The sequence below is a fragment of the Pseudomonas sp. ANT_J12 genome (genome assembly GCF_008370045.1).
Taxonomy (GTDB): Bacteria; Pseudomonadota; Gammaproteobacteria; order Pseudomonadales; family Pseudomonadaceae; genus Aquipseudomonas.
The window spans coordinates 1-13608 of the sequence record NZ_VOBN01000026.1; the positions used below are offsets into that span (position 1 = coordinate 1).

General features: G+C 60.2%; 15 protein-coding genes. 9 read left to right on the forward strand and 6 right to left on the reverse strand.

The window, feature by feature from the left end:
* The first annotated feature begins 237 nt into the window (after positions 1-237).
* The gene (gene rhtA, locus FQ192_RS29975; RefSeq protein ID WP_149661767.1) at positions 238-1125 is read left to right on the forward strand and encodes a threonine/homoserine exporter RhtA; all 888 of its coding nucleotides are present in this window, start codon (positions 238-240) and stop codon (positions 1123-1125) included.
* A gap of 171 nt (positions 1126-1296) precedes the next feature.
* Positions 1297-1578 carry a hypothetical protein gene (locus FQ192_RS29980; RefSeq protein ID WP_149661768.1) on the forward strand — a complete coding sequence of 94 codons (282 nt, stop codon included), beginning with the start codon at positions 1297-1299 and terminating at the stop codon, positions 1576-1578.
* Here the strand turns inward: FQ192_RS29980 and FQ192_RS29985 are convergent.
* Entirely contained in the window at positions 1565-2143 is a 579-nt protein-coding gene (locus FQ192_RS29985) for a TetR/AcrR family transcriptional regulator (RefSeq protein ID WP_149661769.1), read from the reverse strand. The two genes, FQ192_RS29980 and FQ192_RS29985, sit on opposite strands and share 14 nt — an antisense overlap.
* Before the next feature lie 92 nt (positions 2144-2235).
* On the opposite strand from FQ192_RS29985, the gene FQ192_RS29990 reads away from it, so the two are divergent.
* Together FQ192_RS29990 and FQ192_RS29995 are read left to right on the forward strand one after the other, a co-directional pair.
* On the forward strand, positions 2236-2964 hold the full coding sequence (locus FQ192_RS29990) for an SDR family oxidoreductase (protein WP_149661770.1): 729 nt from the start codon (positions 2236-2238) through the stop codon (positions 2962-2964).
* Positions 2965-3003: 39 nt separating this feature from the next.
* Positions 3004-3594: a 2-hydroxychromene-2-carboxylate isomerase gene (locus FQ192_RS29995; protein ID WP_149661771.1), complete on the forward strand. Its 591-nt coding sequence runs from the start codon at positions 3004-3006 to the stop codon at positions 3592-3594.
* 45 nt (positions 3595-3639) lie between these two features.
* On the opposite strand, the gene FQ192_RS30000 is transcribed toward FQ192_RS29995, so the two are convergent.
* From FQ192_RS30000 to FQ192_RS30015, 4 genes are all read right to left on the reverse strand, one after another.
* Positions 3640-5448, reverse strand: coding sequence for an aminopeptidase P family protein (locus FQ192_RS30000; protein WP_149661772.1), 1809 nt, complete (start codon positions 5446-5448; stop codon positions 3640-3642).
* Between the two features lie 65 nt (positions 5449-5513).
* On the reverse strand, positions 5514-6671 hold the full coding sequence (locus tag FQ192_RS30005; RefSeq protein ID WP_149661773.1) for an aminotransferase class V-fold PLP-dependent enzyme: 1158 nt from the start codon (positions 6669-6671) through the stop codon (positions 5514-5516).
* 163 nt (positions 6672-6834) lie between these two features.
* A complete protein-coding gene (locus FQ192_RS30010; RefSeq protein ID WP_149661774.1) occupies positions 6835-7449 on the reverse strand; it encodes a LysE family translocator in 615 nt (204 codons plus the stop codon).
* A gap of 101 nt (positions 7450-7550) precedes the next feature.
* A complete protein-coding gene (locus tag FQ192_RS30015; RefSeq protein WP_149661775.1) occupies positions 7551-7820 on the reverse strand; it encodes a hypothetical protein in 270 nt (89 codons plus the stop codon).
* Between the two features lie 389 nt (positions 7821-8209).
* Here FQ192_RS30015 and msuE point away from each other — a divergent pair, with 389 nt between their 5' ends.
* From msuE to FQ192_RS30035, 4 genes are all read left to right on the forward strand, one after another.
* Positions 8210-8773, forward strand: coding sequence for an FMN reductase (gene msuE / locus FQ192_RS30020; RefSeq protein WP_149661776.1), 564 nt, complete (start codon positions 8210-8212; stop codon positions 8771-8773).
* 10 nt (positions 8774-8783) lie between these two features.
* Entirely contained in the window at positions 8784-9929 is a 1146-nt protein-coding gene (ssuD, locus tag FQ192_RS30025; protein WP_123409526.1) for an FMNH2-dependent alkanesulfonate monooxygenase, read from the forward strand.
* A gap of 140 nt (positions 9930-10069) precedes the next feature.
* Complete coding sequence (locus FQ192_RS30030; RefSeq protein ID WP_149661777.1) at positions 10070-11257, forward strand: acyl-CoA dehydrogenase family protein; 1188 nt, start codon at positions 10070-10072, stop codon at positions 11255-11257.
* A 22-nt stretch (positions 11258-11279) separates the two neighbouring features.
* A complete protein-coding gene (locus FQ192_RS30035) occupies positions 11280-12383 on the forward strand; it encodes a sigma-54-dependent Fis family transcriptional regulator (RefSeq protein ID WP_123409524.1) in 1104 nt (367 codons plus the stop codon).
* Here FQ192_RS30035 and FQ192_RS30040 read toward each other — a convergent pair.
* The gene (locus FQ192_RS30040) at positions 12380-12745 is read right to left on the reverse strand and encodes an antibiotic biosynthesis monooxygenase (RefSeq protein ID WP_133840633.1); all 366 of its coding nucleotides are present in this window, start codon (positions 12743-12745) and stop codon (positions 12380-12382) included. The two genes, FQ192_RS30035 and FQ192_RS30040, sit on opposite strands and share 4 nt — an antisense overlap.
* A gap of 94 nt (positions 12746-12839) precedes the next feature.
* Between FQ192_RS30040 and soxR the strand changes: the two genes are divergently transcribed.
* Positions 12840-13289 (forward strand): redox-sensitive transcriptional activator SoxR, encoded by a 450-nt coding sequence (gene soxR, locus FQ192_RS30045; protein ID WP_149661778.1) that lies wholly within the window; start codon positions 12840-12842, stop codon positions 13287-13289.
* The last annotated feature ends 319 nt before the right edge of the window (positions 13290-13608 follow it).

Below are 13608 nucleotides of genomic sequence, written 5' to 3' on the forward strand. Positions count from 1 at the left end.
CAACTCGCTGCCGAAAACTGCGTAACTCTTTGTTTACCAAGGAGTTTTCCGTTTCGACTGCGCCGGAAGTGGGGCGAATTATAGACTTCCAGAATCTGCCGTCAAGCACTGATTTGGCTTTTCTATCGACAGGTGCAAAATCACTGCTTATATATAGACGCGCCCGCAATCAATGCGCAGTATATTGCCCAACACCTAGAACATTACTTTGCTCCCCACCTCGGACGATGCCTCGCAATGAATGACCAACCCCGCAGCCTTGCCTCGACCCTCTTCTCGGTTGGCCTGCTATTAATAGCCATGGCATCAATCCAGTCCGGCGCCTCCCTGGCCAAAAGTATGTTCCCCATTGTTGGCGCCCAAGGGACCACCACTCTGCGACTCATCTTTGCCAGCGTGATCATGTTGCTGATCCTGCGGCCGTGGCGGGCGAAGCTCACCGCAAAATCACTGCGCACCGTCATCATCTACGGGATGGCGCTGGGCGGCATGAACTTCCTCTTCTATATGTCGTTGCGCACCGTCCCGCTCGGCATTGCCGTAGCCCTGGAGTTCACCGGCCCTCTAGCCGTCGCTATCTATGCCTCACGGCGCGCCATCGACTTTCTGTGGATCGCGCTCGCGGCGGTGGGCTTGCTGCTATTGATACCTACGGGAGCAACATCGGCCGGGATTGATCTGGTGGGTGCCGGTTATGCACTCGGTGCCGGCGTCTGCTGGGCGTTATACATTCTGTTCGGCCAGAAGGCCGGGGCCGACAATGGCGTAACGACCGCCGCCCTGGGCGTCATGATTGCCGCACTCTTCGTCGCCCCTATCGGTATCGTTCACGCAGGCGCCGCCTTGCTGACTCCATCACTGATCCCCGTGGCCCTCGGCGTTGCGATTTTATCCACCGCCCTGCCCTATACCCTGGAGATGGTTGCGCTGACCCGAATGCCAGCACGCACCTTCGGCACGCTGATGAGCATTGAACCTGCGATCGGCGCGCTCTCAGGCCTGCTGTTTCTCCATGAGTACCTTTCCTTGTCACAGTGGATGGCCATCCTGTGCATTATCCTGGCTTCCGTCGGCGCCACCATGACCATGGGCAGTACCGCCAAGCCTGCGGTCGCGGCGGATTGATACAGGATTTGACGAAGCTCTGGTATTTGCCGCTCAATTAGGCCATGTTTAGGCCCGCAACCCAGTGTCACGCATGGACTTTTTCAGATAGGGATATCGGAGCGCGTCAAGCGAAAGTAAAAGCGAACGCAGCCAGACCCGGGCGTAAAATCCGGGCGCTTAAGGACAGTAATGAAACGAATTTTGATACTGATCGCCATACTTGCAGTTGCGGGCTGCGCGGCGACCTCGAAAACCCAGGCCAAACACGGCAAGAAAGGGCTGCATATCAACTGTTCAGGGCTCTCGTCCTCTTGGGACAAGTGCTACACCAGCGCCGCCAATTCGTGTGCGCCAAAAGGTTACAAGGTCATCGCCAAATCCGGGGACGCCGTGGAAGAGCCCGGTGACTATCCGTTCGGCCTCAACCCCGCCGGTTACACCAGTCGCAGTATGATCGTCATTTGCAAGTAGCTTGATGCCGCCCGGCAATCTGGCGGCCAATCTCGTCTTGACTGGACTGCAGCACGGTTCGCTGTATATCCGCAGTGGCCAACATTCGCGCCACGACCAGTGCACCGATGCATTGCGACAGAATCGCCCACGCCAGGCTGTCGCTGTCCAGGATCCGTGCCCAACTCTCCTGAAGCCGACAAATCCAGATCTCTGCCTGCTGGCGTACCGCAAGGTCTGAGCGGGCAATCTCCGCCCCCAGCGCCGGCAAAGCACACCCGGACTCAGGCTGCTCGACATGGGCCATGCTCAAGTAATGCTTGAGGCAGCGTTCAAGCCTGGCGTGATCCTGCTCACCATTGCCGCCCAACCGCGCCAGACTTTGGCACAGCTCTCGTTCGACGATCGTTGCGAACAACTCGTCCTTCGACGAAAAGTGACTGTAGAACGCCCCGCCGCTCAAGCCGATCGCCTTCATCAAACTGTCGACGCCGACCATGGCAAAACCAGACTTCTTGGCTGACACCGCACTGCTTTCCAGCAGTTTTTCTTTGGTTTCCAGCTTGTGATTGGGCGAGTAGCGCATTGCCTTGTCCTCGGGATTGATCGCCTTGACGTTTGCCGGATCGTAGCATAACGTTCGTTCAGTTAACGATCGTTTACCAAAGGGATCTACCCATGAATAACAAGAAGGTCGTACTGGTTGTCGGCGCCGGAGATGCTACCGGCGGCGCCATCGCTAAACGTTTTGCCCAGGAAGGCTTCATTGCTTGCGTCACCCGTCGCAGCGCCGACAAACTCCAACCGCTGGTGGATGCCATCAAGGCCAGCGGTGGCGAGGCTCACGGTTTTGCCTGTGACGCACGCAAGGAAGAGGATGTGATTGCACTGGTCGAGCAGATCGAAACCCAGATCGGCCCGATCGAAGCATTCGTCTTCAATATCGGCGCCAACGTGCCGTGCAGCATCCTCGAAGAAACCGCCCGCAAGTATTTCAAGATTTGGGAAATGGCCTGCTTCTCCGGGTTCCTTAACGCTCGGGAAGTGGCCAAGCGCATGGCGAAACGCCAACAAGGGACGATCCTGTTTACTGGTGCCACCGCTGGCCTGCGTGGTGCGGCAGGGTTTGCCGCATTCGCCGGTGCCAAGCACGGCATACGCGCCCTCGCCCAAAGTATGGCCCGGGAACTGGGGCCGATGAACATCCATGTCGCCCACGTCGTGGTCGACGGCGCCATCGACACCGACTTCATCCGCGACAGTTTCCCGGAAAAGTACGCGACCAAGGATCAGGATGGCATTCTCAACCCCGAGCACATCGCCGAAAACTACTGGTACTTGCACAGCCAGCCGAGGGACGCCTGGACGTTCGAACTCGACCTGCGCCCGTGGAACGAACGCTGGTAAGTCCTCCCCCACAACAACAATAAGCAGAGTGCATCAACCATGAGCAAAACCGTGGAGTTCTATTTCGACCTGGGTAGCCCCGCCACCTACCTGGCCTACACCCAACTGCCGAAGATCTGCGCGCAGACCGACAGCCGGCTGACCTACATCCCCATCCTGCTGGGCGGCGTTTTCAAAGCCACCGGCAATGCCTCACCCGCGACCATCCCGGCCAAGGGTCGCTATATGTTTGAGGATCTGGACCGCTACGCCAAACGCTATGGCGTGCCGCTGAAATTCAACCCGCATTTCCCGATCAATACGCTGATGCTGATGCGCGCCGTCATGGGCATGCAACTGCGGCATCCGCAGCGTTTCCAGGCATTTATTGATTGTCTGTTCACTGCGCTGTGGGTCGAAGGTCGGAGCCTCGATGACCCGGCGACCGTCGCGGTCGTGCTGACGCAGAAGGGTTTTGATCCGAACGAGGTGCTGGCCCTGACCGCCGACGAGGAAGTCAAAGCCGCCCTCAAGGACAATACCGAGAAGGCGGTGCAACGCGGCGTGTTCGGTGCGCCGAGCATGTTTATCGATAATCAGCTGTTCTTCGGCCAGGACCGACTGGACTTCGTCGCTGAAGCCCTGAGCTGAATGGCATGAGCCAGGCGCTCAATGGAGCGCCTGAACTCACTCCGCTCAGATGGCCGCAGTCCGCGTGTTCAACCACTCCAGCGCCGCACCGTCGAGCAACGGGCTCAAGCGTTCGCGCACTTCAGCGTGATAACCGTTGAACCACTGTTTCTCATCCTCAGTCAGCAGCGACGGCTCCAGGCAACGGGTGTCGATCGGGCACAGGGTCAGGGTTTCGAATTTCAGGAATTCACCGAACTCGCTTGTTCCCGCCTCACGGTTCAACACCAGGTTTTCAATCCGCACGCCCCAGCGCCCTGGACGATACGTCCCCGGCTCGATAGAAGTGATCATCCCTGGCTGCATCGCGGTTTGTGGCGCGGCCGCGGCTTGATAGGCAATCACTTGCGGGCCTTCGTGAACGTTGAGGAAGTAGCCGACGCCATGCCCGGTGCCGTGACCATAATCGACGCTTTCCGCCCAGATCGGCGCACGAGCGATGGCGTCCAGCAACGGCGACAAAATCCCTTTTGGAAACTGCGCCCGGGACAAGGCGATCACGCCCTTGAGTACCCGCGTGCAATCACGTTTCTGCTCGTCGGTTGGCGTACCGACCGGCACCATCCGCGTAATGTCGGTGGTGCCGCCCAGGTATTGGCCGCCGGAGTCGATCAGCAACAGACCGTCGCCCTCGATCACCGCGTGTTCTTCTTCAGTGGCATGGTAGTGCGGCATCGCGCCATTGGCGTTAAACGCGGCGATGGTGTTGAAACTCAGCGACACATAATCCGGGCGCCGCATACGCGCTGCGGTCAGATGCTCGTCGATGGTCAGTTCGGTGATGCGTTCACGGCCCCAGGCCGACTCCAGCCAGGCGAAGAATTCGCACAGCGCCGCGCCGTCCTGCTCCATGGCCTGGCGGATGTGTTTGGCGTCATCCAGGCTTTTTTTGGATTTAGCCAGGGTGGTCGGGTTCAACCCTTCCAGCAGCTTCACGCCGCTGTTCAGGTTTTCCAGCAACCCGGCGGTGACGCGAGCCGGGTCGACCTGTAGGCTCGCCCCGCTTGGCACGGCGCGCAATGCGTCGGCCACTTCGCTGTAATCGCGCAGGGTCACGCCGTCTTGTTCCAGGATTGCGCGCAGTTCGGCGCTGACTTTGCTCAAGGCGACGAACAGGGTGGCCTGCTCCTGGCTAATCAAGGCGAAGGAGACAAACACCGGGTTGAACGACACATCGCCGCCGCGCAAGTTAAACAGCCACGCGATGTCATCCAGGGTCGCAATGAAATGCCAATCGGCACCGCGCTCTTTTAAAACCTCGCGCAACTTGCCGAGTTTCTCGCCACGGTTGACCGTCGCTTGCGGCGGCAAATGTTGATAAATCGGTTCGTTCGGCAGGCTTGGCCGGTCACTCCAGACTTCGCTCAGCAGGTCGATGTCAGTGCGCAGGCGAGCACCGCGCTCTTCGAGCTTGCCCCCCAGCGTGCGCGCCGAAGCCACGGCCATCACCGCACCATCAACGGCAACGACGCCACCTTCAGGGGTTTGTTCGGCCAACCAGTCCAGTGGGCTCGGTTGACCCGGTTGCAGCTTGACCAGTTCGATACCGCTGCCCTTGAGCTCCTTGCTCGCTTGCTCCCAGTAACGGCTGTCGGCCCAGACGCCGGCGAAATCCGGCGTAACAATCAGGGTGCCCACCGAGCCGTGAAAGCCCGACAGCCATTGCCGTCCTTGCCAGTAACCCGGCAGGTATTCGGACAAGTGCGGGTCGGCCGACGGCACCAGCAGGGCGTGAATGCCCTCCCGGCTCATCAGCTCACGGGTTTGCGCCAGGCGCTGGGGTACCAATCCATTGGTCAAAGGCTGCGTACTCATCATGTCTCCTGCTAACCACTTCATCATTATTGTTGAGTGCCGATCTGAGTCGGCGCTTTAACGGCTTACTGCCAGAACGCCGGCGCGCTGGCACAGGCCGCTTTAATCAGTTGAACCGCTTGGTCGATATCCTGCTCGGTGGTGAACCGCCCCAGGCTTAAGCGGATGGTGCGACCGGCCGAACGGGCGTCGTGCCCCAAGGCTAGCAGCACATGGGAAGGCGTATTGCTCGCGGAGTTGCAGGCCGAGGTCGCGGAAAACGCGATCGACTGGCCCAGCGTCGCGGCATTGAACTCGCCTTCGCCGAAGGTCAGGCTCAAGGTGTGAGGAATACGCTGGGCCGCGCTGCCGTTAAGGCGCACGCCGGGAATACTCAATAGGTGTTCGAGCAAGCGCTCGCGAAGATGAACGATGGTGGCTTTCTCGTCATCGAACAAGCTCGCCGCCAACGCAAACGCTTCGCCCATGGCCACGATCTGATGCGTGGCCAGGGTGCCGGAACGCAACCCGCCCTCGTGACCGCCGCCGTGGATCTGCGCCTGCAAGCGCTGTTGCGCCCGCGGGCCGACATACAGCGCGCCGATGCCTTTGGGGCCGTAGATCTTGTGCGCGGAAAACGACATCAGGTCCACCGGCCACTCGGCCAGATCGATCACGACTTTACCCGCACCCTGGGCGGCGTCGACGTGAAACAACGCGTCGCGATTACGCACCACCTGACCGATGGCCGGGATGTCGTTGACCGTTCCCAATTCGTTATTGACCAGCATCAGCGACACCAGGAAGGTGTCGTCGCGCATGGCTTCGCTGACCGCTTGCGGAGTAATCAGGCCATCGGCGTCCGGCACCAGATAGGTCACCGCCACACCGGCGTCCTGCAATTGTTTCGCGGTGTCGAGAATCGCCTTGTGTTCAATCTGGCTGGTGATGATGTGGCCGCCGGACACACCCCGGGCCTGGGCGACGCCCTTCAACGCCAGGTTATTCGATTCGGTGGCACCGGAAGTCCAGACGATCTGATCGGCCTGGGCACCGACCAGTTCGGCGACTTGCTGGCGCGCCTGCTCGACCGATTGCCGGGCCTGTTGGCCAAACGCATGGGAGCTGGACGCCGGGTTGCCGAAATTGCCGTTGAAACCCAGACACTCGACCATGACCTTGATGACCCGTTCATCCACCGGCGTGGTGGCGGCGTAGTCGAAATACAACGGACGTTTATTCATAAAAAGGCTCGCAGAGCGTGTTCCGGGATCAGGTATGCGGGGTAAGGACACCAGCAATACCTGATCGGATGCTGTTAAAGAAATACGACTTCATTTCAAAGTGCGTAGGAACGCTCCTGAAGTCGAGCTTAACAGGCATCGGGCAACCGGTTGAAGCAATGCGTCAGCTAAAGCTTTCGATCAACAACGGATACAGCGAAGCCACCAGCAGCAAGGCCATGCCCCAGTTGAAGACGCGCAACCAGCGACGATCCTTCAATACATTGCGCAACAACGTGCCGCAACCGGCCCAGACGCCGACGCTCGGCAGGTTGATCAAGGCAAAAACCGCGGCAATCACGATCACATTGGTGAAATAACCCTGCATCGGCGTGTAGGTGCTGATGGCGCCAATGGCCATGATCCAGGCCTTGGGATTGACCCACTGAAACGCCGCGGCGCTGAGGTAACTGATCGGTTTGCTCTCACCCTTATCGCTGTCGGAAACCGGCCCGGAGTGGGCGATTTTCCAGGCCAGGTACAGCAAATATGCCGCGCCGACGTAACGCAGCACGGTGTAGAGCAACGGATAGGTCTTAAACACCGCGCCCAGGCCAAAACCCACCGCGACCACCAGGACAAAGAAGCCGCAGGTGATGCCAAGCATATGGGGGATGGTGCGGTTAAAGCCGAAGTTCACGCCCGATGCCAACAACATGGTGTTGTTTGGGCCTGGGGTGATGGAGGTCACGAGGGCAAACAGGGCGAAGCCCAGCAGCAGATCAAACGAGAGCGTCATCGGTGGCAGTCCGTCAGGGTCAGTCAGGTATTGACCCTATCGCACACCTACCGGGAAACCCACGGACAGTTGCGTAAAAGTTCGAGCGGTACAGTCGCGGCTTAGCTTGGACGACCGTGCAGGTGTATGGCACGTTCGGCGTTCATCTCGCCCTGGCTATCGAAACCGAATGACTTCTGTGGCTGGCCGAGCAGCGCGGCTTTTTTCGCGTGGTATTCGTCGAAGGACAACCCTTGGCGGTTCAAGGTTTCCAGCGCCAATTCCTTGGTTTCTTCAGCGGTATAGGGCCGCAATTCCGGTGAAACATGGCTGGCACATCCGGCGAGAACAGAAACGGCGAGGAGCAAGGAAACAGTGAGTAGGCGGTTCATGGGGAGCGTCCTGACAAAGTTGTGTTTGGCGATGGGTGAAGGCTACGCCCGGCCTGGGTCTGGCAGAAATCAACGCTCTCGATAGTGGGTATCAGGATCAAACGCCCGCACCTCACATATTCAATAAAGATCTATAAATATCTTTTAATGATCTTTTACGGAATAACAGAGAGCCTTTATAACAACGACATCGCTGCACTCACTGTTGCCCACGCAACTGTTTGCCTGTCAACAGTCATTCAACAAACAGCCCTGCCAATCGCACAGCTCGCGTCGATCACGGCGCTCAAAGCCCCGGAAAACGGGGCTCCGAAGGATTGGTACAGGTCTTGCTCAAGCCCAGTGACTCTTCACTGCTCCCTGAGCAACTGTTTAAAAAGGAACTGATCATGTCGCGTCCATTGAAAGTCGTTGCCCTCTCCGGCGGTACCTGGCGTCCGTCCCGCACCCTGGTGCTGACCCAAGCGTTGTTGGCCGAACTCGGTGAACAGTTGCCGATCGAGAGCAAGCTGATCGAACTGGGCGACATCGCCCGACCACTGGGTGCGGCGCTGGCCCGTCAGGAACTGAGCGCCGAGGTCGAAGCCGAGCTGCAAGCCATCGAAAGCGCTGATTTGCTGATCGTCGCCGCGCCGGTTTACCGCGGTTCCTACCCCGGCCTGCTCAAGCACCTGTTCGACCTCATCGACCTGAATGCGCTGATCAACACTCCGGTGCTGTTGGCGGCTACCGGTGGCAGCGAACGTCATGCACTGGTGCTCGATCATCAACTGCGCCCGCTGTTCAGTTTCTTCCAGGCCCTGACCTTGCCGATTGGCGTCTACGCCACCGAAGCCGATTTCTCGAATTACCAAATAACCAGTGAGCCCTTGAAGGCCCGCATTCGTCTTGCTGCAGAACGCGCCGCGCCGCTGTTTGGTGTGTACCCCAAAAATCTGCTGAAAATCGCTTAAGGATCTCTTCATGGATGTTTTCTGGTTTCTGCCGACCCACGGCGACGGCCATTACCTGGGCACCACCCAGGGCGCCCGCCCGGTGACGCTCAACTATTTGAAACAAGTGGCCCAGGCCGCCGACAGCCTCGGCTACCACGGTGTACTGATTCCCACCGGCCGCTCCTGCGAAGACTCGTGGGTGATTGCCTCGGCGCTGGTGCCGTTGACCGAACGCCTGAAATACCTGGTGGCGATTCGTCCGGGAATCATCTCGCCGACGGTATCGGCGCGCATGGCTGCCACCCTGGATCGACTGTCCAACGGCCGTTTGCTGATCAACGTGGTGACCGGCGGCGATCCGGATGAAAACCGGGGCGATGGGATCTTCCTCGATCACAGCGAACGCTACGAAGTCACCGATGAGTTCCTGCAGATCTGGCGTCGCGTGCTGCAAGGCGAGTCGGTGGATTTCGAAGGCAAACACCTGCAAGTGCAGAACGCCAAGGCGTTGTATCCGCCGGTGCAGAAACCCTATCCGCCGTTGTACTTCGGCGGTTCCTCGGAAGCGGCCCACGAACTCGCCGCCGAGCAGGTCGACGTTTACCTGACCTGGGGCGAGCCACCGGCCGCCGTGGCGGAAAAACTCGCCGATGTGCGTGAACGTGCCGCACGCAATGGGCGCACGGTGAAGTTCGGGATTCGCCTGCATGTGATCGTGCGCGAGACCGCCGAAGAGGCGTGGAAAGCCGCGGACAAACTGATCGAGCACATCAGCGACGAGACTATCGCCGCCGCGCAGAAATCGTTCTCGCGCTTTGATTCCGAAGGTCAGCGACGCATGGCGGCGTTGCACGACGGGCGTCGCGACAACCTGGAAATCGCGCCCAACCTGTGGGCCGGTGTCGGCCTGGTGCGTGGTGGCGCCGGGACCGCGTTGGTGGGCGATCCGCAGCAAGTGGCGGCGCGGATCAAGGAATACGCGGACCTGGGGATCGAGAGCTTTATTTTCTCCGGCTATCCACACCTTGAAGAGGCGTATCGCTTTGCCGAGCTGGTGTTCCCGCTGTTGCCGGAACCGTACGCGAGCCTGGCCGGACGCGGTGTGACCAACCTCACCGGGCCGTTTGGCGAAATGATTGCCAATGATGTGCTGCCGACCAAAGCCACGGCCTGACCGCCACGCCTGATCGTTCCCACGCTCTGCGTGGGAATGCAGCCCGTGACGCTCCGCGTCACTGGACGCGGAGCGTCCCCAGAGGCATTCCCACGCAGAGCGTAGGAACGATCGGTCTCCAGAAATAAGGAATCCCCCGCGTGACGGCCAAACCACAAAGCGCCCTGCTCTCCCCCTTGCACACCGCTCGCCAACTGGCAGCTGAGTTTGCCCTGACCGCCGTTGAGCGCGACGAACGTGGCGGCACGCCCAAAGCCGAGCGTGATGCCCTGCGCCACAGCGGTCTGCTCGCGCTGAGCATTCCCACCCAGTACGGCGGCCTCGGCGCCAGCTGGAGTGAAACCCTGACCATCGTGCGCGAGTTTGCCAAGGTCGACAGCTCCATCGCGCATGTCTTCGGTTTCCATCACCTGATGCTCGCCACCGTGCGCCTGTTCGCCAAGCCCGAACAGTGGCAGCCGTGGTTCGAGCAAACGGCGCGCAAGAACTGGTTCTGGGGCAACGCCCTCAACCCGCTGGACACCCGCACCGTGGTGAAAAACCTCGGCGGCTGGCGCGAGTTTTCCGGCAAGAAAAGCTTCTGCTCCGGCGCCAGCGATTCACAAATGCTGATCGCCTCGGCGGTGGATGAAAGTGCCGGCGGCAAGCTGTTGATCGCCGCAATCCCCAGCGGTCGCAGCGGCATCACCCTGCACAACGACTGGAACAACATGGGCCAGCGCCAGACCGACAGCGGCAGCGCGACTTTCGAACGGGTGCGGGTCGAAAAGTCGGAATTGCTCCTCGATCCCGGCCCATTGAGCACGCCGTTCGCCTGCCTGCGGCCATTAATCGCCCAGCTGACTTTCACCCATATGTTCCTCGGCATCGCCGAAGGTGCCTTCGAAGAAGCGCGGCAATACACCCTGACCGAAACCCGGCCCTGGCATAAATCCAGCGCCCAGGATGTGCGCGAAGACCCGTATGTGCTCGCCCATTACGGCGAATACTGGGTCGCCCTTGAAGGCGTCCGCCTGTTGGTGGAACGCGCCGCCGACCTGCTCGACAAGGCCTGGGCCAAAGGCCCCAATCTCAGCGCCGAAGAGCGCGGGCATCTGGCAACCGCCATCGCCACGGCCAAGGTCGCCGCCACCCGCAATGGCCTGGAACTGTGCAGCCGTCTGTTCGAAGTGACCGGCGCGCGCTCGACTCACGCCTCGCTGCGCCTGGATCGCCACTGGCGCAACCTGCGCACGCAAACCCTGCACGACCCGGTGGATTACAAACTCCATGAACTGGGTGATTGGGCGCTGAACCAGTCCCTGCCGATTCCGACCTTCTATTCCTGACCTTCTTTTCATGGAGCCTGCCATGCAACTGCTGACCCTACCGCCCTCGCCCGCCCTCGCCACGTCGATCCGCGCCACCGCGCAGGTGTTCGAAGACCCGAAATCCCAGGCTTTGCTCGCGCATTTGCAACAGGTCGCACCGAGTGAAGCCAGCGTGCTGATCATCGGTGAAACCGGCACCGGCAAGGAGTTGGTGGCGCGGCATATCCACAACCTCAGCGCCCGGCGCAACCGGCCATTCGTGGCGGTGAACTGCGGTGCGTTCTCCGAATCTCTGGTGGAAGCCGAGTTGTTCGGTCATGAGAAAGGCGCCTTCACCGGCGCCCTGAGTGCCAAGGCTGGATGGTTTGAAGAGGCCGACGGCGGCACCTTGTTCCTCGATGAAATCGGCGATTTGCCGATGGCGATCCAGGTCAAGTTGCTGCGGGTGTTGCAGGAGCGGGAAGTGGTGCGCCTGGGCTCGCGCAAGAGCATTCCCATCGACGTGCGGGTGCTGGCGGCGACCAATGTGCAACTGGAGAAAGCCATCAACGCCGGGCATTTCCGCGAAGACCTGTATTACCGCCTCGACGTGGTCAGCCTGGAGTTGAGCCCCTTGCGCGACCGCCCCGGCGACATCCTGCCCCTGACCCGGCATTTCGTCGAAGCCTACAGCCAGCGCCTCGGCTACGGCACCATCACCATCAGTAAAGAGGCCGAGCTGAAACTGCGCAGCTACAGTTGGCCGGGCAACATCCGCGAGCTGGAAAACGTCATTCACCACACCCTGCTGATCTGCCGCAACGGCGTGATCGAACGGGACGACCTGCGCCTGTCGAACATGCGCATCGAGCGTCAGGACGATCACCACGGCACGGTCGACGATTCACCGGAAGCCTTGCTCGACCGGGCGTTTCAAAAGCTTTTCGAGGAACAGGCCGGAGCGTTGCACGAAAAAGTCGAAGACGCCCTGCTGCGCGCGGCGTATCGCTTCAGCCATTACAACCAGGTGCACACCGCCGCATTGTTGGGATTGAGCCGCAACGTGACCCGCACGCGCTTGATCAAGATCGGCGAACTGGCGGTGAACAAGCGCCGCCCCACGGAGAACGTGCAGGGCGAGCGCTTGATGCAGTTGTCGATCTAACTCACTAGGTTGCAGTGCAGCGCGTCGTCATGGCTGCGCTCCAGGCTGTGCAACACCTGGAATGAGCCGAAGGTCACGGTTTTCGCCTGATGGGCGCGGATCAGGTGCCAGAAATCCTGCTCGCCGCTTTCAAAGCGCTGGAACGCGGCTTCACCCGCCTCGCGGGATTGCCATTGCAGGTAATTGAGCACCCGCCGACCGTCGTCGCTGGCCTGGATGCTCGCGCTCAAGAAGCCGCTGAAATCCTGGGCCAGGCGCTCGGTCTGAGCGGACAGCGCCGACACCAGCGCGGGTTGTTGATGCGGCTCGATCTCGAATTCGATCAGCTGGGTGAAACTGCGGTTTTTCGCTGACGTTGGCATGAATAGTCCCCACTCACCTTTTAACCGGATCTTGCGATCCGAAGGCCTGCAGGGTAAAACCTCTAGCTAACCAGAGGTCAAGAGGCTTTTTTAAATGGTTACCCCGGAAAACCTGCACAAGGAACTGACCGTCGGCCAAGTCGCCACCCGCAGCGGCGTGGCCGTGACCGCCCTGCACTTCTATGAAACCAAGGGCTTGATCAAAAGCCATCGCAACCAGGGCAACCAGCGCCGCTATCCACGGGAAGTGTTGCGCCGAGTGGCGTTGATCAAGGTCGCGCAACGGCTGGGGATTCCGTTGGCGGAGATTGCCGAAGCGCTGCAATCCTTGCCGGACAACCGCGCGCCGACGGCGGCGGATTGGCAGGTGTTGTCGGCGCGGTGGAGCCGGGATCTGGATCAGCGGATTCAGCAATTGACCTTGTTGCGGGACCGGCTCAATGGCTGCATCGGGTGTGGGTGTTTGTCGATGGAAGCGTGTCCGTTGCGCAACTTTGGCGATGTGCTCGGGGAGCAAGGACCTGGGGCGCAGCTGCTGGAGTGATCGTTCCCACGCTCCGCGTGGGAATGCAGCCGGGACGCTCCGCGTCCCATTGGAACGCGGAGCGTCCCTTGAGGCATTCCCACGCAGGCCATGGAAACGATCATTTAGAACCCCGGCGCAATCTGCCCTTTATAGCGGGTCAGAATGAACTGCCGTTCCGGGAGGTTAAACGGCGTTAAAGGTGGCAAACCCTGGCAATCTGCTGCTTCGCTGTTGATGGCTGAACAGTGGCGCTGCTGCTCGTCGGGCACTCGGTATCGGCGGTAGCCCTGACCTATAGTTATCCGACCGGAAACCGGCGAAGGAACACCTTCAACTC